The organism is Streptomyces sp. NPDC051020 (assembly GCF_040683105.1).
Lineage (GTDB): Bacteria > Actinomycetota > Actinomycetes > Streptomycetales > Streptomycetaceae > Streptomyces.
Window position 1 is genome coordinate 18,883 of the sequence record NZ_JBFBCG010000066.1, and the last position, 22,596, is coordinate 41,478.

Annotated in this window: 20 protein-coding genes and 2 pseudogenes; 13 read left to right on the forward strand and 9 right to left on the reverse strand. The window is 68.8% G+C overall.

The genetic code is table 11. The features are described from left to right. Positions 1-134: 134 nt before the first annotated feature. Positions 135-1,541, reverse strand: a complete 1,407-nt coding sequence (locus AB0N06_RS28655) for a family 2B encapsulin nanocompartment shell protein (protein ID WP_366137571.1) — start codon at positions 1,539-1,541, stop codon at positions 135-137. Positions 1,542-1,718: 177 nt separating this feature from the next. On the opposite strand from AB0N06_RS28655, the gene AB0N06_RS28660 reads away from it, so the two are divergent. From AB0N06_RS28660 to AB0N06_RS28675, 4 genes and pseudogenes are all read left to right on the forward strand, one after another. Continuing rightward, on the forward strand, positions 1,719-2,165 hold the full coding sequence (locus AB0N06_RS28660) for an Rrf2 family transcriptional regulator (RefSeq protein ID WP_366137572.1): 447 nt from the start codon (positions 1,719-1,721) through the stop codon (positions 2,163-2,165). An 84-nt stretch (positions 2,166-2,249) separates the two neighbouring features. Beyond that, a complete protein-coding gene (locus AB0N06_RS28665) occupies positions 2,250-3,446 on the forward strand; it encodes a globin domain-containing protein (protein ID WP_366137573.1) in 1,197 nt (398 codons plus the stop codon). A gap of 138 nt (positions 3,447-3,584) precedes the next feature. Further along, positions 3,585-3,689 (forward strand): annotated as a pseudogene (locus AB0N06_RS28670) (N-acetylmuramoyl-L-alanine amidase); the annotation flags it as partial. Between the two features lie 141 nt (positions 3,690-3,830). Then, the gene (locus AB0N06_RS28675; RefSeq protein WP_366137574.1) at positions 3,831-4,748 is read left to right on the forward strand and encodes a pyridoxal-phosphate dependent enzyme; all 918 of its coding nucleotides are present in this window, start codon (positions 3,831-3,833) and stop codon (positions 4,746-4,748) included. Here AB0N06_RS28675 and AB0N06_RS28680 read toward each other — a convergent pair. Continuing rightward, on the reverse strand, positions 4,715-6,325 hold the full coding sequence (locus tag AB0N06_RS28680) for a Na+/H+ antiporter (protein WP_366137575.1): 1,611 nt from the start codon (positions 6,323-6,325) through the stop codon (positions 4,715-4,717). The genes AB0N06_RS28675 and AB0N06_RS28680 overlap by 34 nt on opposite strands. A gap of 35 nt (positions 6,326-6,360) precedes the next feature. On the opposite strand from AB0N06_RS28680, the gene AB0N06_RS28685 reads away from it, so the two are divergent. The 3 genes from AB0N06_RS28685 to AB0N06_RS28695 all read left to right on the forward strand — a co-directional run bounded on the left by AB0N06_RS28685 (position 6,361) and on the right by AB0N06_RS28695 (position 8,217). Beyond that, complete coding sequence (locus tag AB0N06_RS28685; RefSeq protein WP_366137576.1) at positions 6,361-6,621, forward strand: UBP-type zinc finger domain-containing protein; 261 nt, start codon at positions 6,361-6,363, stop codon at positions 6,619-6,621. A gap of 232 nt (positions 6,622-6,853) precedes the next feature. Then, positions 6,854-7,267 carry an anti-sigma regulatory factor gene (locus AB0N06_RS28690; protein ID WP_030915678.1) on the forward strand — a complete coding sequence of 138 codons (414 nt, stop codon included), beginning with the start codon at positions 6,854-6,856 and terminating at the stop codon, positions 7,265-7,267. A gap of 23 nt (positions 7,268-7,290) precedes the next feature. Then, positions 7,291-8,217, forward strand: a complete 927-nt coding sequence (locus AB0N06_RS28695; RefSeq protein WP_366137589.1) for an RNA polymerase sigma factor SigF — start codon at positions 7,291-7,293, stop codon at positions 8,215-8,217. 214 nt (positions 8,218-8,431) lie between these two features. On the opposite strand, the gene AB0N06_RS28700 is transcribed toward AB0N06_RS28695, so the two are convergent. Further along, positions 8,432-8,881, reverse strand: a complete 450-nt coding sequence (locus AB0N06_RS28700; protein WP_366137577.1) for a hypothetical protein — start codon at positions 8,879-8,881, stop codon at positions 8,432-8,434. A 153-nt stretch (positions 8,882-9,034) separates the two neighbouring features. Between AB0N06_RS28700 and AB0N06_RS28705 the strand changes: the two genes are divergently transcribed. Continuing rightward, a complete protein-coding gene (locus AB0N06_RS28705) occupies positions 9,035-10,003 on the forward strand; it encodes a diacylglycerol kinase family protein (RefSeq protein WP_366137578.1) in 969 nt (322 codons plus the stop codon). 321 nt (positions 10,004-10,324) lie between these two features. Beyond that, positions 10,325-10,582 carry a WhiB family transcriptional regulator gene (locus AB0N06_RS28710; RefSeq protein ID WP_003953983.1) on the forward strand — a complete coding sequence of 86 codons (258 nt, stop codon included), beginning with the start codon at positions 10,325-10,327 and terminating at the stop codon, positions 10,580-10,582. 199 nt (positions 10,583-10,781) lie between these two features. On the opposite strand, the gene AB0N06_RS28715 is transcribed toward AB0N06_RS28710, so the two are convergent. Together AB0N06_RS28715 and AB0N06_RS28720 are read right to left on the reverse strand one after the other, a co-directional pair. Then, positions 10,782-12,248, reverse strand: a complete 1,467-nt coding sequence (locus AB0N06_RS28715) for a PAS domain-containing sensor histidine kinase (RefSeq protein ID WP_366137590.1) — start codon at positions 12,246-12,248, stop codon at positions 10,782-10,784. A gap of 352 nt (positions 12,249-12,600) precedes the next feature. Beyond that, positions 12,601-12,958, reverse strand: a pseudogene (locus tag AB0N06_RS28720) (glucosamine-6-phosphate deaminase); the annotation flags it as partial. A 141-nt stretch (positions 12,959-13,099) separates the two neighbouring features. On the opposite strand from AB0N06_RS28720, the gene nagB reads away from it, so the two are divergent. Beyond that, complete coding sequence (gene nagB / locus AB0N06_RS28725; protein ID WP_366137579.1) at positions 13,100-13,885, forward strand: glucosamine-6-phosphate deaminase; 786 nt, start codon at positions 13,100-13,102, stop codon at positions 13,883-13,885. 702 nt (positions 13,886-14,587) lie between these two features. Here the strand turns inward: nagB and AB0N06_RS28730 are convergent. The 4 genes from AB0N06_RS28730 to AB0N06_RS28745 form a co-directional block, all read right to left on the reverse strand. Further along, on the reverse strand, positions 14,588-16,129 hold the full coding sequence (locus AB0N06_RS28730) for a glycoside hydrolase family 3 protein (RefSeq protein ID WP_366137580.1): 1,542 nt from the start codon (positions 16,127-16,129) through the stop codon (positions 14,588-14,590). Between the two features lie 9 nt (positions 16,130-16,138). Beyond that, positions 16,139-16,969, reverse strand: coding sequence for a carbohydrate ABC transporter permease (locus AB0N06_RS28735; protein WP_366137581.1), 831 nt, complete (start codon positions 16,967-16,969; stop codon positions 16,139-16,141). Further along, positions 16,966-17,952, reverse strand: a complete 987-nt coding sequence (locus AB0N06_RS28740) for a sugar ABC transporter permease (protein WP_366137582.1) — start codon at positions 17,950-17,952, stop codon at positions 16,966-16,968. The genes AB0N06_RS28735 and AB0N06_RS28740 overlap by 4 nt, the downstream gene beginning before the upstream one ends. Before the next feature lie 83 nt (positions 17,953-18,035). Further along, on the reverse strand, positions 18,036-19,316 hold the full coding sequence (locus tag AB0N06_RS28745; RefSeq protein WP_366137583.1) for an extracellular solute-binding protein: 1,281 nt from the start codon (positions 19,314-19,316) through the stop codon (positions 18,036-18,038). Positions 19,317-19,621: 305 nt separating this feature from the next. Between AB0N06_RS28745 and AB0N06_RS28750 the strand changes: the two genes are divergently transcribed. From AB0N06_RS28750 to mctP, 3 genes are all read left to right on the forward strand, one after another. Continuing rightward, on the forward strand, positions 19,622-20,386 hold the full coding sequence (locus tag AB0N06_RS28750) for a GntR family transcriptional regulator (protein WP_366137584.1): 765 nt from the start codon (positions 19,622-19,624) through the stop codon (positions 20,384-20,386). Positions 20,387-20,577: 191 nt separating this feature from the next. After that, on the forward strand, positions 20,578-20,832 hold the full coding sequence (locus AB0N06_RS28755) for a DUF3311 domain-containing protein (protein ID WP_366137585.1): 255 nt from the start codon (positions 20,578-20,580) through the stop codon (positions 20,830-20,832). Further along, complete coding sequence (gene mctP / locus AB0N06_RS28760; protein ID WP_366137586.1) at positions 20,829-22,484, forward strand: monocarboxylate uptake permease MctP; 1,656 nt, start codon at positions 20,829-20,831, stop codon at positions 22,482-22,484. The genes AB0N06_RS28755 and mctP overlap by 4 nt, the downstream gene beginning before the upstream one ends. Positions 22,485-22,596 lie beyond the last annotated feature (112 nt).

Genomic DNA, 22,596 nt, shown 5'->3' on the forward strand with positions numbered 1-22,596 from the left:
CATGGATGGACTCGGTGAGCGGGTGGTTTCCACGCGGTCATTGCGGTGGGGCACCCTGGTCGGGCGCACCCCGGGCCGAGGCCGTCACGGGCGCGGAACCGGATCCTGGCGGTCCGGTCCGGGCCCTCTGACCGTCAGCGCCAGCGGCTGACCTCGACGTTCTCCAGGACGCCCAGGGCGTCCGGCACCAGGACGGCCGCCGAGTAGTACGCCGTCACCAGGTACGAGATGATCGCCTGCTCGTCGATACCCATGAACCGGACCGAGAGGCTCGGCTCGATCTCGTCCGGGATGCCGGTCTGCTGCAGTCCGATGACCCCCTGCTCCGCCTCGCCCGTTCGCATGCAGATGATCGACGTGGTGCGGGCGTCGGTGACCGGGATCTTGTTGGACGGGAAGATGGGCACCCCGCGCCAGGCGGGCACATGGTGTCCGCCGATCTCCACACTCTCCGGCACCAGTCCACGCTTGCTGCACTCGCGGCCGAAGGCGGCGATGGCCCGCGGATGCGCGAGGAAGAGCTTCGATCCGCGGCGGCGCGAGAGCAGTTCGTCCATGTCGTCGGGGCTGGGCACCCCGTCGTGCGGCTGGAGGCGCTGCCCGTAGTCGCAGTTGTTGAGCAGCCCGAACTCGCGGTTGTTGATCAGCTCGTGCTCCTGGCGCTCGCGGAGCGCCTCGACCGTGAGCCGCAACTGCTGCTCGGTCTGGTTCATAGGCTGGTTGTAGAGGTCGGCGACCCGGCTGTGGACCTTCAGCACGGTCTGGGCGACGCTCAACTCGTACTCACGAGGGGCAGATTCGTAGTCCACGAACGTGTGCGGCACGACGGCCTCACCGACATGGCCCGCGGAGAGGTCGATCTCCGCCTCGCCGTACTTGTTGGTGCGCTGGTGGGGGATGTTGAGCAGCCCGGTGAGATGCGCGCGGAGCGACTCCGCCCGCTCGGCGAGGTTGAGCACGTCCGCCCGCCTGAGCGTGAGCACCGTGCACGCTGTGACGGCACGTGCGGTGTACTCCCAGACGGCGTCGCCCTCGATCAGCGAGTGGTCGCCGAAATAGGCCCCGTCGGCGTGCACCCCGAGCACGGTCTCGTCGCCGTAGGGGCCGGTGCCTACCTTCTCGACCTTGCCGTGCGCCAGCAGGAAGACCCGGTCCGCCGATTCCCCGGACGCGGCGATCACCTGACCTGCGGCGATCTCGCGCTGTTCGCACCGGCGGGCCAGCTCGGCAAGCACCTCCTCGTCGGCGAAGTCCCGCAGGACGGGCAGCTCGCCGAGTTCCGCGGGGATCACCGTGACCTGGTCACCGGTCTGCACGAAGGTCACCCTGCCGTCTCCGACCGAGTAGCTCAGCCGGCGGTTCACCCGGTATGTGCCGCCCTGCACCTGCACCCAGGGGAGCATGCGCAGCAGCCACCGCGAGGTGATCTCCTGCATCTGCGGAGCGGACTTGGTGGTCGTCGCGAGGTTCCGCGCGGCCGCCGTGCCCAGACTCTGCTGCGGCGATACCTGCGCGTTCTGAACCTCTTCACCAACGGACATCTGACGTCCTCTCGATCATCGGCTGACCTGCGTGAAAAGCCTTTCAGTACGGGGACTCGGCACGCCATTACACAAAAGAGTGTGACTAATCGGGCTTTGGGCTGGGCACGACGCTCCGCGATGTCTCCGGGGGCGATTAACTTGCATCCTCGATGCAAGTTATCTAACGTGACGGCCATGCGGCTGACGAGATTCACGGACGTGGCGCTGCGCGTACTGATGCGCCTCGCCGTCGTGGAGAACGAGGAACCGCCGACCACCCGGGAGGTGGCGGCGACCATGCAGGTGCCGTACACCCACACCGCGAAGGTGGTCGCCCGGCTCCAGCACCTCGGCCTGATCGAGGCGCGACGCGGCCGCGGCGGCGGGCTCACCCTCACCGGAGCCGGTCGGTCCGCATCGATCGGCGGACTCGTCCGCCGGCTCGAAGGGCCCGGCGATGTGGTCGATTGCGAGGGCAGCACCCCCTGCCCGCTGCGCTCGGCCTGCCGGCTGCGCGGCGCCCTGCGCCTGGCGGAGGAGGCCTTCTATGCCTCGCTCGACCCGATCACCGTCGCCGAACTCGTCACTTCCCCCACCGGCCCCCTGCTGATCGGCATCAGCAGCAGCCGTCCCGCCGACTGACCCCCCGCCCGGCACAGCCCGGGCTCGCCTCTGCCCAAAATAAGAATCTGAAATACCAATTCAAAACCCTGAGGAGTCCGCCCGATGCTCTCCGAGTCGTCGACCGCCACCGTCCGTGCCACCCTCCCCGCCGTCGGCGCAGCCATCGGGGACATCGCCGATCTCTTCTACCGCAAACTCTTCGACGCCCACCCCGAGCTGCTGCGCGACCTCTTCAACCGCGGCCACCAGGCCTCCGGCGCCCAGCGCCAGGCCCTCGCCGGGTCCATCGCCGCGTTCGCGACCCAGCTGGTCGAGCACCCGGACACCCGTCCCGACGTGATGCTCAGCCGCATCGCCCACAAGCACGCCTCGCTCGGCGTGACCGCCGCACAGTACGAGGTGGTGCACACCCATCTCTTCGCCGCCATCGCCGAGGTGCTCGGTGACGCGGTCACGCCGGAGGTCGCGGCCGCCTGGGACGAGGTCTACTGGCTGATGGCCAACGCCTTGATCGCCATCGAGGACCGGCTCTACGCCCAGCGGGGCCTCGTCGCCGGTGACGTCTGGCGTGAATGGGAGGTGGTCGCGAGGATCGAGGAGAACGACGACGTCGCCACCTTCCAGCTTCGCCCGGCCGACGGCGCGCCCGCCCCCGCCTTCCGGCCCGGTCAGTACGTCTCCGTGCAGGTGGAACTGCCCGACGGAGCCCGGCAGATTCGGCAGTACAGCCTTACCTGCGGTCCCGGGTCCCAGCTGCACTCGATCACCGTCAAGCGGGTGCACGGCGGCGGTTCGCCCGACGGCGAGGTCTCGGCGCACCTGCACGCCACCACCCGGGCCGGTGACCGGCTGCGCGTCTCCGCCCCGTACGGCGATCTGGTCATCGACGCCGTCGACGCCCCGCTGCTGCTCGCCTCCGCGGGCATCGGCTGCACCCCGATACTGTCGATGCTGGAGCACCTCGCGGCGACCGGCCACCGGGCCCCGGTCACCGTCGTGCACGGCGACCGCTCCCCGGCCGACCACGCCCTGCGCGCCGACCATGCGCAGCTCACCGCCAAGCTGCCGGACGCCGCAGCACACTTCTGGTACGAGAACCCGGAGCCCGGCCACCCGGCCGACCGCACCGACCTGGTCGACCTGGGCAGCATTCCGGTCCTGCCCGGCACGCACGCGTACCTCTGCGGACCGCTGCCCTTCATGCGGGCCGTGCGCACCCAGCTGCTGGCCAAGGGTGTCCCGGCGTCCGACATCCACTACGAGGTGTTCGGCCCCGACCTGTGGCTCGCCCAGGACTGAACCGCCGTGGGTGCTCGCGGACTTGACCGGATCGGCTCGCACGCCGCCCGAACAGAGGGCCCGGGAATGGCCCGGAGTCCGGCACTCCGGTACAAGCGCTGTAAGGATTCGCTCCCCACGCGCACCAAGGAGACGGCCATGTCCTCACCCATGTCCGCGAGCACCTTCCTCGAAGCCCTGATGAACGAAGGGCTCACCGTCGTCCGGGTCGACGACTGGCGTACGCACAACCGCAACCACAGGATGGGCACCGGGAGTGGCAGCCCCGCAAGGTCGATCCGCGCGGCTTCACGACGGACTGCCTGCGCGCCCGGATCCACGACCCGCTGACGTAGCCGCACGCCCCCGCCCGAGGTCACCGGGGTGCCGGGCGACAATGGGCTCATGCCCTTGGACCCGCCCGCCCTCTCCCGGCTGCGGCCGGTGCTCCCGTCACCCCTGCAACCGGCCGAGGACGAGCGCTTCGCCCGGCACGGCGTCCGGCTCCTGCTCAAACGCGACGATCTGATCCACCCCGATCTGCCGGGCAACAAGTGGCGCAAACTCTCCCCCAACCTGGCGGCCGCCGCCGGGCGCACCGTGCTGACCTTCGGCGGTGCGTACTCCAACCATCTGCGTGCCACCGCTGCCGCAGGCCGACTGCTCGGCTTCCCGACCGTCGGTGTCGTGCGCGGCGACGAGCTGGCCGGCCGCCCGCTCAACCCGTCGCTGGCGCAGTGCGCGGCGGACGGCATGCGTCTGCGCTTCGTGGACCGTGCGACGTACCGCGCGAAGACCGATCCAGCGGTCCTGGCGGGGCTGCTGAGCGACTGCGGGGAGTGCGTCGTCGTCCCGGAGGGCGGCAGCAACACCCTGGCCGCACAGGGCTGCACAGCGCTGGGGCGAGAGCTGCGCGGCCGGGCCGATGTGGTCGCGGTCGCGTGCGGCACCGGTGGCACCCTCGCCGGTCTCGCCGCGGGCCTCGCACCCGGTCAGCACGCACTCGGTATCCCGGTGCTGCGCGGCGGCTTCCTCGGGGACGCGGTACGGGAGCTGCAGCGGGAGGCGTTCGGCGGCCCGGCCGGGGCGTGGTCGCTGGACGAGCGCTTCACCTTCGGCGGCTATGCCCGGACGACACCGGAGCTGCACGCCTTCGCCGACGACTTCGAAGACCGGCACGGGCTGCCCGTCGAGCGTCTCTATGTCGCCAAATTGCTCTATGGACTGACGACACTCGCCCAGGAGGGCGCGTTCGCTCCGGGCACCACGGTCGCCGCTGTCGTCACGGGTCAGCCCTGGGGAGCGTCGGACTCCTCCCGGTAGGCCGCCGCCTCCTCCAGGTCCAGCCGCCGCAGCAGGTTCCGCAGCATCTCGTCGTCGATCCGGCGCTCGTCCCGCAGCCTGACGAAGACGGTGCGCTCGGCCTCGATCATTTCGCCGGCCAGCCTCCGGTAGGTGTCGTCCGCCGACTCCCCGGTCAGCGGATTGGAGGCGCCGAGCCTCTCCCACACGGCGTTGCGGCGGCGCTCCAGGACGGCGCGGAGCCGGTCGGTGAGCGGTCCGGGCAGGCAGTTGCGCGGGTCCTGGAGGAGCTCTTCCAGGCGCGCCCCGGCGGCCGCGGACGCCTCGCTCTGGGCCTGTGCCTCGGCGAGGGTCTCGGCCTGCGCGTCGCGCCCGGGGAGCTTCAGGACGCGCACCAGGAGCGGCAGGGTGAGCCCCTGGATGACCAGCGTGCCGATGACGGTCGTGAAGGTCAGGAAGAGCACCAGGTTGCGGGCCGGGAAGGGGGCCCCTGCGGTCGTCACCACCGGAATGGAGAAGGCGATGGCGAGCGAGACGACGCCGCGCATCCCGGCCCAGCCGACGATCAGGGGCGAGGTCCAGTTGGTCTCCGGTTCGCCTTCCCTGATCCGGCGCGAGAGCCAGCGGGGCAGGTACGCGGCCGGGTACACCCAGACGAAGCGGACCACGACGACGGCGAGGAACACGGCAACCGCGTACCAGAGCGCCTCCGCGACGGCATACGTACCGAGCCCCTTCAGCACGAAGGGCAACTGCAGTCCGATCAGCGCGAAAACCGCCGACTCCAGGATGAAGGCGACCATCTTCCACACGGCCGCCTCCTGGAGCCGGGTCGCGAAGTCGACCTGCCAGGAGCGGTGCCCCAGGTAGAGCGCGACGACCACCACGGCGAGCACTCCGGAGGCATGCACCCGTTCCGCCGCCGCGTACGCCACGAAGGGGATCAGCAGCGACAGGGTGTTCTGCAGCAGGGGTTCCCTGAGATGGGTACGGAGCCAGTGCAGCGGCACCATCAGCACGAGGCCGACCCCGACACCGCCGACCGCCGCCAGGAAGAACTCGCCGATCCCGGCTCCCCAGCTCATGCCCTCGCCGACGGCTGCGGCCAGCACCACCTTGAAGGCGGTGATCGCGGTCGCGTCGTTCACCAGGGACTCGCCCTGCAGGATCGTCGTGACCCGGGCGGGCAGCCCCACCCGACGGGCGATGGCGGCCGCCGTGACGGCGTCCGGCGGCGCGATGACGGCGCCCAGCACCAGCGCGGCGGTCAGCGGCAGGTCGGGCACGAGCCAGTACGCCAGCCAGCCGACCGCGAAGGTCGCAAAGAGGACGTAGCCGACGGAGAGCAGGGCGATCGGCCTGATGTTGGCCCGCAGATCGAGATACGAGCTGTCGACCGCAGCCGTGTAGAGCAGCGGCGGCAGCAGCAGCGGCAGCACGATGTGCGCGTCCAGGGTGTACGTCGGCACCCCGGGCAGGTAGGAGGCGAGCAGCCCCGCGGTCACCAGCAGCAGCGGGGCCGGCACCGGGGTGCGCCTCGCCGCGCCCGCGATCGCGGCACTGGCCGCGACCAGTGCCACCAGGGGCAATGCGTCCATCTCACGGTCCTCGCATCCGTCGTAACCTGACAATCATGAGTGAGTGCCTGCACGTTCTCGAACTGCCGAGCCCCGAGCCTGTCCCGCTCGATGCCACATGTCCCGAATGTCTTGCCGCGGGCACCCACCCCGTGCAACTGCGGCTCTGCCTGGTCTGTGGCCATGTCGGCTGCTGCGACTCGTCGCCCCTGCAGCACGCGACGGGACACTTCAAGGAGACCGGCCATCCGGTCATGCGGAGCTTCGAGCCGGGAGAGAGCTGGCGCTGGTGCTTCGAGGACGGTTCGATCGTCTGACGCCTGGGTACGTCAAACCGGCGCCGGTTCTTCGTAATTGACCGTCGCAGACCTCTAGCCACTGTGCGTACTCATGGGTTTACCATGAGTGACAGTTGTTGGGGTGGGGTCCCGGCGACACGGCATCATGGATCGCGATAGCGTCGCCGGGCCAAGAACCGAAGACGTACCGCATGGCTCCGGGGCACCCTCCCGGAACCTCGAATGAGTTTGTGCCACCTTGGAGGTGAGGGTGTCCCAGATCGCAGGCGAGCCCGGGAATCAGGACTTCGTGGAAGTCCGGCTGCCCGCTGCGGGTGCCTATCTGTCGGTGCTGCGTACGGCCACGGCCGGTCTCGCAGCGCGCTTGGACTTCACTCTCGACGAGATCGAGGATCTTCGCATCGCGGTCGACGAAGCCTGCGCGATCCTGCTTCAGCAGGCCGTGCCGGGCTCTGTCCTCAGCTGCGTGTTCCGGCTCGTCGACGATTCCCTTGAGGTGACCGTGGCCGCCCCGACGACGGACGGCCGGGCCCCGGAGCGCGACACCTTCGCCTGGACGGTGCTCTCCGCGCTGGCCGGCAAGGTCGACTCCACGGTCGCCGATGACCGTACGGTCAGCATCAGCCTGTACAAACAGCGCGGCGCGGGACCCGGGCCGGCGTGAGCAACGGGAACGGGGACGGTCCGGTGCGGGACGAGACGATCCGACCAGGGGTGGTGCGAGCAGCAGGCATCCCGGAGCAGCAGGCCCTGCCCCATCCGGTGGACGGGGCGGACGGGCCGGTGGTCCGTACGGTCGCGGTGGAGCAGTCGCAGGCGGAGCGGGCAGGCCAGATGAGCGAGCACGGGCACCACGATCCACATGACCGCAGCGGGGCGCGGGCGCTCTTCTACGAGCTGCGGGAACTCCCCGACGGCTCACCGGAGAAGGCCGAGCTGCGCAACCGGCTGGTGCGGATGCATCTGCCGCTCGTGGAGCATCTGGCCCGCCGGTTCCGCAACCGCGGCGAGCCGCTCGACGATCTGACCCAGGTCGCCACCATCGGCCTGATCAAGTCGGTGGACCGGTTCGACCCGGACCGGGGCGTCGAGTTCTCGACGTACGCCACGCCGACCGTCGTCGGCGAGATCAAGCGCCACTTCCGCGACAAGGGCTGGGCGGTCCGGGTGCCGCGCCGGCTGCAGGAGCTGCGCCTCTCGCTCACCACGGCCACCGCCGAGCTCTCCCAGCAGCACGGCCGGTCGCCCACGGTGCACGAGCTGGCGGAGCGGCTGAGCATCTCCGAGGAAGAGGTCCTGGAGGGCCTGGAATCGGCCAATGCGTACAGCACACTGTCGCTCGACGTGCCGGACACGGACGACGAGTCCCCGGCGGTGGCGGACACGCTGGGCTCGGAGGACGAGGCGCTGGAGGGCGTCGAGTACCGGGAGTCACTGAAGCCGCTGCTGGAGGACCTGCCGCCCCGGGAGAAGCGCATCCTGCTGCTCCGGTTCTTCGGCAACATGACCCAGTCGCAGATCGCGCAGGAGGTCGGCATCTCGCAGATGCATGTCTCGCGTCTGCTGGCGCGCACGCTGGCGCAGCTGCGCGAGCGGCTGCTCGTCGAGGAGTAGCCGGACGGGCTGCGGGTGCTGTGGTTCAGCAGTCGCACGGGTGCGCCTCCGCGCCTAGTGCCCCTCCCGGCAAGCTTTGCCCCGTCGCATCGTGGGGCGCACATTGCCGGTCACGGCACCGGGACGTGTTTCGAAAGTAGCGTCGTCCCCCGTAGGGCTGGCCAGGCGGGACTTTCGAAACACGCCCTGGCTGCGGACGAGCCGTGCTGCGGGGTCACGCCTCCGGCGTCGCGCCCGGTCCCCGGATGCCGAGCGCTTCCCGGGTCGCCGGCCTGGCCAGCTGGAAAAGCGCCGTCAGCGAAACCGCGGCGAGGACGATCCCGGCCGGGATCAGCGCGCCGTGCGACCGCAGCAGCGTCCAGGCCACCGGCAGCGCGATGATCTGTGTGATGAGCGCCGGGCCACGGCTCCAGCTGCGCCGCCGCATCAGTCCGCGGGACGCGATGAGCGGGATCAGGCCCAGGACGATCAGAGTGAGCCCGCCCGTCTCCGCCTGCTGCGGGCTCTCGGGCTGGCCGAGCAGCCCCATGACCAGCATGTAGATCCCGCCGAGGGCGAGCGCCGCCCCTTCGAGGACATTGAGCCCGGCCACGAGAGTGATCCTGGCCGGCTTCGTCGGCTCGGCCATGGGCGACGAGGACGGCGTGTTCTGCTGAGTACTCACCCTTGCAGGTTGACATCCCGTCCCGGTGAAAGCGAAGCCGGGGTCCGGGCCGGGGTGCCGCGCCCGAGCTCCTCGCAGCCGGGCCGTCACCGAACGTGAAGGGCAGGGGGCGGGACTTCAGACCGGTACCGCACGGTAGGTAGTCTGGCGGTCATGCGTGCACTCCTCGTGGTCAATCCAGCTGCTACCACCACCAGTGCGCGCACCCGTGAGGTGCTCATTCACGCGCTCGCCAGCGAGATGAAGCTGGAGGCGGTGACCACGGAGTACCGAGGGCATGCCCGGGACCTGGGACGGCGGGCCGCGGACTCGGACGACATCGACCTCGTCGTCGCCCTCGGCGGCGACGGCACGGTCAACGAGGTCGTGAACGGCCTGCTGCACCGCGGTCCCGACATGGACAGCCTGCCGAGCCTGGCCGTGGTCCCCGGTGGCTCCACCAATGTCTTCGCGCGCGCCCTCGGCCTGCCGAACGACGCGGTGGAGGCGACCGGCGCCATCCTGGACGCGCTCGCCAACCGGACCGAACGCACGGTCGGCCTGGGACTTGCGGCCGGCACGCCGGGCACCGAGGACGAGTCGGTCCCCGAACGCTGGTTCACGTTCTGTGCCGGTCTCGGATTCGACGCGGGCGTGGTCGGCCGCGTCGAACAGAAGCGCGAACTCGGGAAGCGGTCCACGCATGCGCTGTACGTGCGCCAGGTGGTCCGGCAGTTCCTGGAGGAGCCGCACCGGCGGCACGGGGTGATCACGCTGGACATCCCCGGCCAGGACCCGGTCACCGATCTCGCGCTCTCCATAATTTCGAACACCGCCCCCTGGACCTACCTGGGGAATCGCCCGATGTACGCATCCCCGAAGGCGTCGTTCGACACCGCCCTGGACATCCTCGGGCTGAAGCGCCTCTCCACTCCGGCGGTCGCCCGGTACGGCACCCAGCTGCTCACCTCGACCCCCGAGAGGGGCCCGCACGGCAAGCACGCGGTTTCACTCCATGACCTCACGGACTTCACCTTGCATTCAAAGGCCCCGCTGCCCTTCCAGATGGACGGTGACCACCTGGGCCTGCGTACGAGTGTGACGTTCACAGGCGTACGCCGTGCACTGCGTGTGATTGTGTGAGCGGAAGGGCCCAAAGTCCTTTAACTCGAACGTTTGGACTGGCTTCCACCCCATGGAAGTACGGCTGTGACCTAGCCGACACCGAGGAATCAAAAAAAAGTTTCCAGAAGGGGTTGTATCCGCCGCCGAGGTTTGCGAATCTCTACATGGCGATCGGGACGGCCCGCAACAACAGCCTCCACTGAGAGCCAGAACCCCTCCTCACTTGCACAGGACCACAACCAGTTCATCTGGGCGTCGGCCCATCACCTGCGGGGGGATTCGTGAAAGCGTTCACATTCACAAGCAACGTGTATGTAATACCAAGGAGAGGTAGCAGCCATGGACTGGCGTCACAACGCCGTTTGTCGTGAGGAAGACCCCGAGCTGTTCTTCCCCATCGGCAACACCGGTCCTGCGCTGCTGCAGATCGAGGAAGCCAAGGCCGTCTGCCGTCGCTGCCCCGTCATGGAGCAGTGCCTGCAGTGGGCGCTCGAGTCCGGCCAGGACTCCGGCGTCTGGGGTGGCCTCAGCGAGGACGAGCGCCGCGCAATGAAGCGCCGTGCCGCTCGCAACCGGGCGCGTAACGCCAGCGCCTGATTCGACGCCACCGCTACGAGCCTCAGTCAGGCGGCGCGTACAGAGCGTACGCACGAACCCGCCCCCCGAGTCGCAGCGCGCAGCACCCCAAAAGCGCACGCATGAAGCAGTGGGCCCGGACCGTGATCAACGGTCCGGGCCCACTGCTTTGCGCGTTCCCGTATCCGCCGTCCGCCGGGTGCGCCCCGGCGGCGGCCGGTCACTTCTCCGCGCGGACCGGAATGTCGAGGACCACCCGGGTGCCGCGCTCGGGGGCCGGGACCATGCCGAACGATCCGCTCAACTCGCCCTCCACCAGCGTCCGTACGATCTGCAGCCCCAGGTTGCCGGCCCGCTGCGGGTCGAACCCCTCGGGCAGCCCGCACCCGTCGTCCTGGACGGTGATCAGCAATCGCGCCTCGGCCGACAAGCCGCCGCGCACCGCCGAGACCTCAACCGTGCCGGTCTGGCCGACGGTGAACGCGTGTTCCAGGGCGTTCTGCAGCACCTCGGTGAGCACCATGGCGAGCGGAGTGGCCACTTCCGCATCGAGGATGCCGAAGCGACCATTACGCCGGCAGACGACCCGGCCCGGGGAGATCTCGGAGACCATCGCGATGACCCGGTCGGCGATCTCGTCGAACTCGACCCGCTCGTCCAGATTCTGGGACAGCGTCTCGTGGACGATGGCGATCGAACCGACGCGCCGTACCGCCTCGTTGAGGGCTTCACGGCCCTGCGTGGACTCCATCCGCCGGGCCTGCAGACGCAACAGGGCAGCCACCGTCTGGAGGTTGTTCTTCACCCGGTGATGGATCTCCCGGATGGTGGCGTCCTTCGTGATCAACTCGCGCTCGCGGCGACGCAGTTCGGTGACGTCACGGAGGAGGACCAGGGAGCCGATCCGGACTCCCTTGGGCTTGAGCGGGATCGCCCGCAGTTGGATCACGCCGCCCGCGCATTCCACCTCGAACTCGCGGGGTGCGTAACCGCTCGCCAGTTTGACCAGGGCTTCGTCCACCGGGCCGCGGGAGGGAGCGAGTTCGGCAGTGGTCCGGCCGAGGTGGTGTCCGACGAGGTCGGAGGCAAGACCCAGGCGGTGGTACGCGGAAAGGCCGTTGGGGCTGGCGTACTGGACGACGCCGTCGGCATCGAGCCTGATCAGGCCGTCACCGACGCGCGGCGAGGCATCCATGTCGACCTGCTGGCCCGGGAACGGGAAGGCCCCCGCGGCGATCATCTGGGCCAGGTCGGAGGCCGACTGCAGATAGGTGAGCTCCAGCCGTGAAGGCGTGCGGACGGTCAGGAGGTTCGTGTTGCGGGCGATGACGGCCAGAACCCGGCCCTCGCGGCGTACGGGGATCGACTCGACCCGAACCGGCACCTCCTCGCGCCACTCCGGGTCGCCCTCGCGCACGATCCGGCCCTCGTCGAGCGCCGCGTCCAGCAGCGGACGGCGGCCGCGCGGCACCAGATGGCCGACCATGTCGTCCTGGTACGAAGTGGGTCCCGTGTTGGGCCGCATCTGGGCGACGGACACATAGCGGGTCCCGTCGCGGGTGGGCACCCACAGGACGAGGTCGGCGAAGGACAGGTCGGAGAGCAGCTGCCACTCCGAGACCAGCAGATGCAGCCACTCGAGGTCGGTGTCGCCGAGGGCTGTGTGCTGGCGGACGAGGTCGTTCATGGAGGGCACGTGTGCGAGCGTACCTGTGGATACGCGATGGTTCCGAACCGAACGACCTGCTTGTGCGTGCAAGGGGAGAGGGGCCGGAAATTGGCGTGCTCCGATGGATGGACAGACGAGAATGGTCTAGTCCACAATGCTCAAGTCAGAGCTTCCGCTCTCCCCGCACAGGAGAGTGGATCGAGGTACCCGCGCTCTCTGCCCTGACTGCGCCGGCACCTCCCCGGCCGGAGGCACCGCACACCGCCGGCCGAGCAACTCCGGGCTGCGGTGCCGGACGGGCTGAGGGTCCCGTCCTGGCGCCGCGGCCCGCGGGTGTTTCTGCGGGCCTCCCGCCGGAGACCGGCACGGGTCAGCAGGTCTCGGTGACCGCCGCCAGGGCACGGGGCGCGTCCGGGTCCTGGCCACGGGGAGATCGTCACCTCGTACGCAGGCATCTGCAGCGGCAGGATCTCCAGGATCGGCTGGACCTCCTCGGCGACCCCGGCCGCCGGCCGTACGAATCCCGCGGACGCCGCCTCCACCTGGGCCTGGGGGCCGACCATGGAGAGGTCCGCGCCGCAGCCGCACGACCGGTCCAGGACCGACCGGAGGGCCTTGCCGCCGCGGCCGTCCGTGATGACGGCGATCACCCGGGAGATGTTGTCGACCATGGCGAGCGGGCCGTGCAGCAGATCGGCGCCGGAGCAGAAGAGAGCGGCGATGCAGCTCCTCCCCGTCCGACCACGGGGTACAGGAGATCCCGCAGGGCGAAGGGAACCCGGAGGTCGCCTGCGGGTTGCCAGGCTCTGCTAGATTGGCCTTAGATTGGTCTATACCACATAGAGACTCTTCAGATCGGCAGGCCCCGCGTGGAAGTTGTCATCGTCCCGGACGCCAAGGCAGGCGGCGAACTCATCGCGGGAGCCATCGGCGCCCTGCTGAGCCGCAAGCCCGACGCCCTTCTCGGCGTTGCCACCGGCTCGACCCCGCTGCCCATCTACCAGGCCCTGGCGGCCAAGGTGCGCTCCGGCGAGGTGGACGCCTCGCGTGCGCGCATCTGCCAGCTCGACGAGTACGTCGGGCTGCCGTCGGGCCACCCCGAGTCGTACCGTTCGGTGGTGCTGCGCGAGGTCGTCGAGCCGCTCGGACTGTCCGAGGAGTCCTTCATGGGCCCGGACGGCTCCGCCGAGGACGTCCAGGCCGCCTGCGAGGCCTACGACAAGGCGCTCGCCGCGGCGGGCGGAGTGGACCTTCAGCTGCTCGGGATCGGCACGGACGGGCACATCGGCTTCAACGAGCCGTGCTCCTCGCTGGCGTCCCGTACCCGGATCAAGACGCTGACCGAGCAGACCCGGGTCGACAACGCGCGCTTCTTCGACAACGACATCAGCCAGGTGCCGCACCACGTCATCACGCAGGGCATCGGCACGATCCTGGAGTCCCGCCACCCGATCCTGCTGGCGACGGGCGAGGGCAAGGCCGAGGCGGTGGCGCTGACAGTGGAGGGGCCGGTAGCGTCGTTCGTACCGGCGTCGGCCCTGCAACTGCATCCGCACGCGACGGTGGTCGTGGACGAGGCCGCAGCGTCGAAGCTGAAGCTGGCGGACTACTTCCGGGCCACGTATGCGGCGAAGCCGCGGTGGCAGGGGATCTAAGAGCTCGAAAGGGCCGGGGCACCGTGCGGGGTGTCCCGGCCCTTTCGTGTGCCGGAGTGTGCCGGATGCACGACCGGCTTGCGCGTCGTCCTCGAACGCCGGACCGGGGTCGGAACCGTTCCTGGAGACTGAGCAGGAGTGAGTCCATTCAGCCGCACGCCCCGAACGGTCTTGGGCGCACTGGTCCCCGGCGTACTCAACCCCGGGGCGGCGACACGCATCCCGTGCGTGGTCCGATCCCGGGAGGCCAGTTCCCTGCGCGACCTGGCCAGGTGGGTACGGCCAATGGCGGCAGGGAAGCTCCGAGCCATCACTCCGGTGGAACGGGGGCCCTGCACACTGACGCCGTACCCGGCGTCCCAGATCGCAGGATCACGTTAAGAGGGCGCGCGGATAGGTGGGGTGGAGGAAGGAGCGGGGCGAGGGGCAAGCCTGGCAAGGCGGAGGAGGGAGGCGACGCGGAGGGGGCCCCTCCCACTGCCTTTCGGGCTATGGGGGAGTCGTCGACCGACGACAACGCCGCCAGGCGCCGCCCATCGGCACGCGACGCCGCCCCACCTATCCGCGCGCCCTCTAACCCGGTCGGCCCAGCGTGCCGCAAGCCATCGGGCAAACCAGCACACGATCGAGCTGACCCAACCTCCTGCACACTCACCGGCGAGCAGTGACCAACCCCTGACGGGCGTGTGGACCGTTCCCGGGTCAGGCTCCGGACGGGCCGGACAATCCCGTGATGGCCTCTGCGGCTGCCTGGCCGCAGACTCGGGCTGCGCCGTGGGTGGCTACGTACAGGGCGCCTCTCGGCGACTCCTGGGGGACACCCATTTCGACGACCACCGTGTCGGGACGCTCGGCAATCAGGTTGTCCACGGCGTCCGTCATCCACGGGTGGCGGTGGGCATCGCGGACGACCGCGACGATGCGGCGGTCCCCCGCGGCGTCCAGGACCGCTGTCACGGGCGCCTCGGTCTCACTGTTGCAGGTGTCGGTGCCGGTGCCCGGCAGGATTTGGGCCAGTTCGGCCGCGATGCCCCACGGGGTCTCGTCGCCGACCGCGATGTTCGCGACCGGGGTGAACGCGGCGACGTACGCCGGCTCGGTCAGTGGTTCGGCCGTGCCGGTCACCCGCACCGCACGACGGGCGGCCACCAGGCCGATGTCGGAGGCGATACCGGTGCCGGGAGCGGTCCCTTCCTGCGTCGCCGCGTCCGGCTCCGGGACGGCACCCCGCGCCCGCTGCGTCCAGGACGCGAGGGCACGTACCCGTGCCGCCGCGTCGGCCAGCCGCTCCTCGGGCAGTTCGCCGGTCCGTACCGCCGCGACCAGCGCGTCGCGCAGCCGCAGCACGGTGGCCTCGTCGTCCAGCCCGCCGCCGACACAGATCGCGTCGGCACCCGCGGCGATCGCGAGGACGGAACCGCGCTCGATCCCGTACGTCGAGGAGATGGCCTGCATCTCCATGCCGTCGGTGACGATCAACCCGTCGTAACCCAGTTCCTCGCGCAGCAGACCGGTGAGGATCTGCGGGCTCAGCGTCGCCGGGCGGTCGGGGTCGAGCGCGGGAAGCAGAATATGCGCGCTCATCACCGATTTGGAACCCGCTGCGATCGCCGCCCGGAAAGGCACCAGCTCACGGGCGTGCAGGGTGTCGAGGTCCACATCGATGCGGGGCAGCGCGTGGTGCGAGTCGACCGCGGTGTCGCCGTGCCCCGGGAAGTGCTTGGTGCAGGCGGCGACCCCGGCGGCCTGGAGTCCGTCCACGTACGCGGCGGTGTGCCGGGCGACCAGGTGCGGGTCGGCTCCGAAGGACCGTACGCCGATGACCGGGTTGCCCGGGTTCGAGTTGACGTCGGCGGACGGCGCCCAGTTGAGGTTGACGCCGCACTCGGCGAGCCGGCGGCCGAGCTCCCGAGCGACCGCACGGGTCAGCCCCAGGTCGTCGACGGCGCCGAGCGCGAGGTTGCCGGGGAAGGACGACCCGTGACGCACCTCGAGCCGGGTGACGTCACCGCCCTCCTCGTCGATCGCGACGAGTACGTCGTCCCGCTCGACCCGGAGTTGGGCGGTGAGCGCGGAGAGCTGCTCCGGCGTCTCGATGTTGCGGCCGAACAGACCGACGGAGGAAAGTCCCTCGCCGACTCGGCGCAGCAGCCAGTCCGGCGCGGTGGTGCCGGCGAACCCCGGCTGCAGGACGGCGAGGGCGTCGCGCGTGACGGTGTCCGTGGTGGAGGTAAGTGTGGTCATGACGCGGCGTTATCCCTTCACGGCGCCGTCGGTAAGACCGCTGACGGCCTTGCGCTGCAAGTAGATGAAGAGGATCAGGATCGGGATCGCGAAGAGCGAGGAGGCAGCCATGGTCGCCCCCCAGTCGTCACCGAACGCGGTCTGGAACTGCGAGAGCCAGAGCGGCAGGGTCTGGGACTCGATGTCCTTGTTGAGGATGAGGACGAGCGGGAACTCGTTCCAGGCGGTGATGAATCCGAAGAGCGAGGTTGCCATCAGACCGGGGCCGAGCAGCGGCAGGATCACCTTCCTGAACGCCTGTGGGCGGGTACAGCCGTCGACCATGGCGGACTCCTCCAGCTCCTTGGGCACCGCGGCGACATAGCCACGCAGCGTCAGTACGGTGAAGGGCAGGACCATCATCATGTAGAAGACCGTCAGCGGGACCAGGCTGTTCAGCATGTCCGCGTCGCGGACCAGCATGTAGATCGCGATGACCATGACTTCCCACGGCGCCATCTGCGCGATCATGAACGTCAGCAGGATGCCGCGGCGTCCCTTGAAGCGCATGCGCGCCATCGCGAAGGACGCCAGCAGCGCGATCACCAGCGAGGCGGCCACGGAGAGGATCGTCACCGTGAACGAGTTGCCGACCAGGGTCCAGAAGTGGTCGGCCGCGACGGCCTTCTTGAAGTGCCCGAGGGTGATGTCGGTGGGGAACCACACCGGGGTGTCGGTGATGATGTCGCCGGTCGGCTTGAACGCCGTGCTGAACATCCAGTAGACGGGGAAGGCGAAGCCTATGAAGAGGACGACAGCCGTCAGGTTGGGCCAGATGCGGCCGAACAGTGAGCGCCTCACAGTTCGTCCTCCTCTTGCTTGAGTACGGTGCGCAGGTAGTAACCGGTCATCGCCAGCAGAACGATGATCGTCAGGAACGAGATGGCCGCGCCCATGCCGAAGTGCTGGTTGCCGACGCCTTCGACGAACGCGTAGACGGGCAGGGTCTCGGTGAGCCGGTCCGGGCCGCCGCCGTTGATCGCGAAGAGCTGGGCGAAGGACTTGAAGACCCAGATGACTTCGAGGAACGTCGTGGCCAGCAGGAACGGCTTGAGGAACGGGAGCGTCACCGAGGTGAAGCTCTTCCAGGATCCGGCGCCGTCGAGCGAGGCGGCCTCGTACAGCTCCTTGGGGATCGTCGTCGACGCGGCGTACAGGTTGATCGCCACGAACGGGATGGACTGCCAGACGATCACCAGGGTGACCAGCGAGAAGGTGGAGAACTGACTGCTCGTCCAGTTGAAGTCGGCCATCGAGTGCCAGCCGAGGCTGTCGAGGACGTAGTTGACGACACCGAACCGCTGGGCGAACAGCCACTGGTAGACCGTGGTCGCCGCGATCATCGGCATGGCCCAGGCGAGCACCAGGCCCAGCATGAGCAGCAGTCGCATCTTCTTGCCCAGCCGCGCGAGCAGCAGGCCGACCAGCATCCCCAGCAGCATGATCAGGACGACATTGGCGGCGGTGAAGAGGACCGACCGCTCGACAACCTTCCAGAAGTCCGAGCTGCCGAGGATCTCCTTGTAGTTGTCGACGCCGTTCCACTCGGTCAGGTGGAGGATCAGCTGGCGCGGGTTGAGGTTCTGGAACGACAGCATGCCGTTCTTGACCAGCGGGTAGCCCAGGAGCACCACTGTGGCGAGCAGTGCGGGCAGGAGGAGGAGGTAGGGGGCGGATCCGCCGGCCCGCTCCCTGCTCGATGCGGCAGGGCCGCCCGGAGGGGCGTCATCCTTGCGGACGCCGGCTGCCGGGACCGAGTCCACTGTTTCGGTCTGCACTGACATGCTCGCCATCTCTTCTTGGGCCGTACGGTCGAGTCACGCGGGAGCGCCGGGGGACGGCAGATGCCTGCCCCCGGCGCGCGCGGTCAGCTCTTCTGCGAGAGACGCTTGTTGATCTCCGCCTCGACCGCCTTGGCGGCGTCGGCCGGGGACCTACCGTTCAGGACCGCGGTCATGTAGCTCTTGATCGGGTTCGGCGCGTTCTCGACAGCGGCCCACTCGGGGATGAGCGGGGTGGTGCCACCGCCGGCGGCGGCCGGGGCCGCGGCCTCGGCGGCGCCGTTGCCGGTCAGGTTGGAGTTGAGCGACTCCTTGTTCGGGATGACGCCGTTCTCCTTGGCCAGCTGGCCCTCGAACTGGTCGGACAGGGCGAGCTTCAGAAACTCCTTGGCGAGGTCCTGCTTCTTGCTGCCCGCGGCTACCGCGAAGTTGGAGCCACCGAGGAAGACGCCCTCGGGCTTGTCGGCGGTCTCACCCGGGATGGTGAAGTAGCCGATGTCGCTCTCGATCTTCTTGTTGGCCGCGATGGCCGTGCCGGCCTCCCAGCCCATGCCGATGAAGGCACCGACCTTGCCCTTGGCGAAGACCTCGGCCTGCTGCGGGGTGGCCTCGTCCTTGTCCTTGGGGGCCTTGGAGTAGGACTGGTACTTCTTGTAGAGCTCCATGGCCGCGGCGACCTTGGGGTCGGAGAGGTTGGAGACGTACGTGTTGCCTTCCTTCTTCACGAGGTCCGCGCCCTGGCCGATGGTCAGGCCGTCGAAGAAGTACCAGTTCTGGCCGGGCATGTAGATCGGCTCGGCCTTGCCCTTCTCCTTGATGGCGTCGAGGTCCTTGAAGAACTCGTCGCGCGTCTTCGGGGTGTCCGTGATGCCGGCGTCGGCCCAGACCTTCTTGTTGTAGATGACGACGCGGTTGGCGAAGTACCACGGGGCGGCGTACTGCTTGCCGTCGAAGACGGAGGACTTGTTGAGCGCGTCGACCCAGTCGCCGCCGATCTCCTGCTTGAGGTCGCTCAGGTCGGCGAGGCCACCGGTGGCCGCGTAGGCCGGGGTCTGGGTGTTGCCGACCTCGATGACGTCCGGCGGGGTCGACTCGGAGAGAGCCGTTGTGATCTTCTGCTGAATGCCGTCCCACTTCTGGGTCTGGAACTTCAGCGTGGCGCCGGTCTTCTTCTTGAAGGCGGCGGTGAGGTCCTTGGTCCAGCCGGGAGGCGTGGAGCCGTCCATGGCCCAGACAGTCAGCGTCTGGCCCTTGTAGCTGTCGGGCCCGGACTTCTTGCCGCTGTCGGTCTTGTCGTCCGAGCCACAGGCAGTGGCACCGGCCAAGAGAGCCACCACACCGATGGCCGCGATGAGTCCGCGCTTCACGACACCCTCCTCAGGGATGCAAGAGAATTCCCCCCACCACCCGAGATCGCCGTCCGTCGCACAATTGCATACGACGGGTACTGCCCGTGGGGCTGGGACCTGGTCTTTAATGGTTTAGACCAGCACTCGGAGCTTGGCCTAGACCTTTAGGGGTGTCAAGGGTGTATAAGAAGTGCACTCGCGTCCGTTATGGGACCGACACCTGAGGGAGGGCGACGAGCCGTGACCGGACCGTGCCACCATGTGAGCCGCAACAGACGGAGGAGCAGGTGACGGCAGCAACGCAGCAGTCGGGAAGGCGGACCATGAGTGCCGACGGGGGCAGTACGGAGAACGAGACGGGCGCGGGCACGCGCACCGCGCGGGTCCCGAAGTACTACCGGCTGAAGCGCCACCTCCTCGACATGACGGACACCATGCCGCCCGGCACCCCGGTGCCACCGGAGCGGACCCTGGCCGCCGAGTTCGACACCTCGCGCACCACCGTGCGCCAGGCGCTCCAGGAGCTGGTCGTGGAGGGCCGGCTGGAGCGCATCCAGGGCAAGGGCACATTCGTGGCCAAGCCGAAGGTCTCGCAGGCCCTGCAGCTCACCTCGTACACCGAGGACATGCGCGCCCAGGGTCTGGAACCGACCTCTCAACTCCTGGACATCGGATATGTCACGGCCGACGACACCCTCGCCGGGCTGCTGGACATCACAACCGGCGGACGGGTGCTGCGGATCGAGCGACTCCGCCTGGCCAGCGGGGAACCGATGGCCATCGAGACCACACACCTTTCGGCCAAACGTTTTCCCGCGTTGCGTCGTTCGCTGGTGAAGTACGCCTCGCTCTACACGGCGCTGGCCGAGGTGTACGACGTACGGCTCGCCGAGGCCGAGGAGACGATCGAGACTTCGCTCGCCACCCCGCGCGAAGCCGGTCTGCTCGGTACGGACGTGGGCCTGCCGATGCTCATGCTGTCCCGTCACTCCCTGGACGGACGCGGCGAACCGGTCGAATGGGTGCGGTCGGTGTACCGAGGCGACCGTTACAAGTTCGTGGCGCGTCTGAAGCGGCCGACCGACTGAGAGCGCGGACCGGCTCCTGACCGGACAACTGTCCGACCCCGGACAGAGCATCAGGAGCCGGTCCGCCGGGCAGAATCCCTTCCAGCGGCTCCGTCACACTTTTGCCGGGCAGGGGGTGACGGTGGCCGGAGGACTCCCCTAGATTTCCTGCGCATGACGACAGGTGATCAGCGAGGGGACGGAGGCACCACATGCCCGAGAAAACAGACGCGAAGCCACCGACAGTCACACCGGTGAGAGTTCTCATCGCCCTCTGTCTCGCCGCCCCGTTCGTGGCGATGCTCTGGGTGGGTTCGTACGCGAAGGTAAACCCCACCTTCATCGGCATCCCGTTCTTCTACTGGTACCAGATGGTCTGGGTGCTGATCTCCACGGCGCTCACGATGGTCGCGTACAAGCTCTGGCAGCGTGACCAGCGCGCCCGCAAGGGGGGTGCGTCGGTATGAAGGACGGCGTGAACGGCGTCGCGCTCGGCGTCTTCATCTTCTTCTTCCTGGCCGTCACGGTCATCGGCTTCATGGCCGCGCGCTGGCGCAAGGCCGAGAACGAGGCCAGTCTGGACGAATGGGGCCTGGGTGGCAGGTCGTTCGGCACCTGGGTCACCTGGTTCCTCCTCGGCGGCGACCTGTACACCGCGTACACCTTCGTCGCCGTACCCGCCGCGATCTACGCAGCGGGAGCGGCCGGTTTCTTCGCGGTCCCGTACACCATCCTGGTGTACCCGCTGATCTTCACCTTCCTGCCGCGCCTGTGGTCGGTCTCGCACAAGCACGGGTACGTCACCACCTCGGACTTCGTCCGAGGTCGCTTCGGATCGAAGGGTCTGTCGCTGGCGGTCGCCGTCACCGGCATCCTCGCCACGATGCCGTACATCGCTCTCCAGCTCGTCGGCATCCAGGCGGTGCTGGACGTGATGGGCGTCGGCGGCGGCGAGAACACCAACTGGTTCGTCAAGGACCTGCCGTTGCTGATCGCGTTCGCGGTGCTCGCCGCGTACACGTACTCCTCCGGGCTGCGTGCGCCCGCGCTGATCGCGTTCGTCAAGGACGGGCTGATCTACCTGGTCATCGCGGTGGCGATCATCTACATCCCGATCAAGCTGGGCGGCTTCGACGACATCTTCGCCAAGGCGGGCGACGCGTTCTCGCAGACCAACCCCGCAACCGGCAAACCGCGCGGCGCCCTCGCGCCGGCCGATCCCGGCCAATGGGGTTACGCGACCCTGGCCCTGGGGTCGGCGCTCGCCCTCTTCATGTACCCGCACTCGATCACGGCGACGCTCTCCAGCCGCAGCCGTGAGGTGATCCGGCGGAATACCACGATTCTGCCGCTGTACTCGCTGATGCTGGGCCTGCTGGCGCTGCTCGGCTTCATGGCGATCGCCGCCGGAGTCACGGTGGAGAACGGACAGTTGGCGATCCCGCAGCTGTTCGAGAACATGTTCCCCGACTGGTTCGCCGGCGTGGCGTTCGCCGCGATCGGCATCGGCGCGCTGGTCCCCGCCGCGATCATGTCGATCGCCGCGGCGAACCTCTTCACCCGGAACATCTACAAGGACTTCCTGAAGCCCGACGCGACCCCGGCCCAGGAGACGAAGATCTCCAAGCTGGTGTCGCTGCTGGTGAAGGTCGGTGCGCTCGTCTTCGTCCTCACCATGGACAAGACGGTCGCGATCAACTTCCAGCTGCTCGGCGGGATCTGGATCCTGCAGACGTTCCCGGCGCTGGTCGGCGGCCTGTTCACCCGGTGGTTCCACCGCTGGGCGCTGCTCGCGGGCTGGGCGGTCGGCATGGTGTACGGCACGCTCGCCGCATACGGAGTGGCGAGCCCGACCCAGGCGCACTTCGGCGGCTCCTCGAAGGAGATCCCGGGGATCGGCGAGATCGGCTACATCGGTCTGACGGCGTTCGTGCTGAACGCCGTGGTGACCACGGTGCTGACCTTCGTCCTGAACGCGGTGAAGGCCCCGGCGGGCGTCGACGAGACTTCCCCGGCGGACTACACGGCGGACGCGGGCGACCCGGGCGTCCAGGTGGAACTCCCCTCGGCCAGGCCCGAGTCGAGTCCGTCACCCGACGCGAGCCCGTCCGCCGGCTAGGGAGTGTTTCGAAAGTGACGTCGTCCGCCCGTAGGGCGGGCCGGGCGGCGTCTGGTGCGTGCGATCGCAAGGCGGAGGGTCGCCCCGATACTGGCACCTAGGCGTCGCGGAT

Coding starts and splice junctions, on each gene's coding strand:
- AB0N06_RS28655 (WP_366137571.1), bottom strand. CDS start 1,541: ATGTCCGTTGGTGAAGAGGTTCAGAACGCGCAGGTATCGCCGCAGCAG.
- AB0N06_RS28660 (WP_366137572.1), top strand. CDS start 1,719: ATGCGGCTGACGAGATTCACGGACGTGGCGCTGCGCGTACTGATGCGC.
- AB0N06_RS28665 (WP_366137573.1), top strand. CDS start 2,250: ATGCTCTCCGAGTCGTCGACCGCCACCGTCCGTGCCACCCTCCCCGCC.
- AB0N06_RS28675 (WP_366137574.1), top strand. CDS start 3,831: ATGCCCTTGGACCCGCCCGCCCTCTCCCGGCTGCGGCCGGTGCTCCCG.
- AB0N06_RS28680 (WP_366137575.1), bottom strand. CDS start 6,325: ATGGACGCATTGCCCCTGGTGGCACTGGTCGCGGCCAGTGCCGCGATC.
- AB0N06_RS28685 (WP_366137576.1), top strand. CDS start 6,361: ATGAGTGAGTGCCTGCACGTTCTCGAACTGCCGAGCCCCGAGCCTGTC.
- AB0N06_RS28705 (WP_366137578.1), top strand. CDS start 9,035: ATGCGTGCACTCCTCGTGGTCAATCCAGCTGCTACCACCACCAGTGCG.
- AB0N06_RS28710 (WP_003953983.1), top strand. CDS start 10,325: ATGGACTGGCGTCACAACGCCGTTTGTCGTGAGGAAGACCCCGAGCTG.
- AB0N06_RS28715 (WP_366137590.1), bottom strand. CDS start 12,248: ATGAACGACCTCGTCCGCCAGCACACAGCCCTCGGCGACACCGACCTC.
- AB0N06_RS28730 (WP_366137580.1), bottom strand. CDS start 16,129: ATGACCACACTTACCTCCACCACGGACACCGTCACGCGCGACGCCCTC.
- AB0N06_RS28740 (WP_366137582.1), bottom strand. CDS start 17,952: ATGTCAGTGCAGACCGAAACAGTGGACTCGGTCCCGGCAGCCGGCGTC.
- AB0N06_RS28750 (WP_366137584.1), top strand. CDS start 19,622: ATGAGTGCCGACGGGGGCAGTACGGAGAACGAGACGGGCGCGGGCACG.
- AB0N06_RS28755 (WP_366137585.1), top strand. CDS start 20,578: ATGCCCGAGAAAACAGACGCGAAGCCACCGACAGTCACACCGGTGAGA.
- mctP (WP_366137586.1), top strand. CDS start 20,829: ATGAAGGACGGCGTGAACGGCGTCGCGCTCGGCGTCTTCATCTTCTTC.